At 45.3% G+C, this 472-nt stretch carries 1 protein-coding gene; it reads left to right on the top strand.

Annotated features, from left to right (window positions below; genetic code table 11):
* Nucleotides 1-472 (top strand): PorP/SprF family type IX secretion system membrane protein (locus HC175_RS18195; RefSeq protein WP_438865961.1); only part of this gene is annotated, 472 nt, incomplete at both ends.

A 472-nucleotide genomic window follows, 5' to 3' on the forward strand; every position in this document is an offset into this window, starting at 1 on the left:
ACTTCTCAACCTGTACTTTTCCGAAGAAACCAATGCCCAGGAGATCATTCCAACTTATTCAGATTACCTTACAGATAATCTATACCTGCTCCACCCATCCATGGCAGGGGCAGCTACGATCAACAAAATAAGACTTACGGCCCGGCAACAATGGCTGGATGTCGACAATGCCCCAGGACTGCAAACTCTGAGTATTCACGGCAGGGCTACTGAAAAAGTTGGGGTAGGTGGAATTATTTTTAATGACCATAACGGTAACTTCTCAAAAAGGGGAGTTTACGGCAGCTTTGCCTATCACCTCAACTTTGCAGTGCGGGATACTTATCTTAACCTGCTTTCCTTCGGAATTAGCGGCGGACTCATTCAGCACCACCTTGATCAAACCGGATTTTCAGGTTACGACCCTCTCATTGGAGAAGATGAGCTTACCGATTACTACGGAAACGTGGATTTTGGTATGTCATATTACTAC

It is taken from the genome of Salinimicrobium oceani (assembly GCF_012037645.1).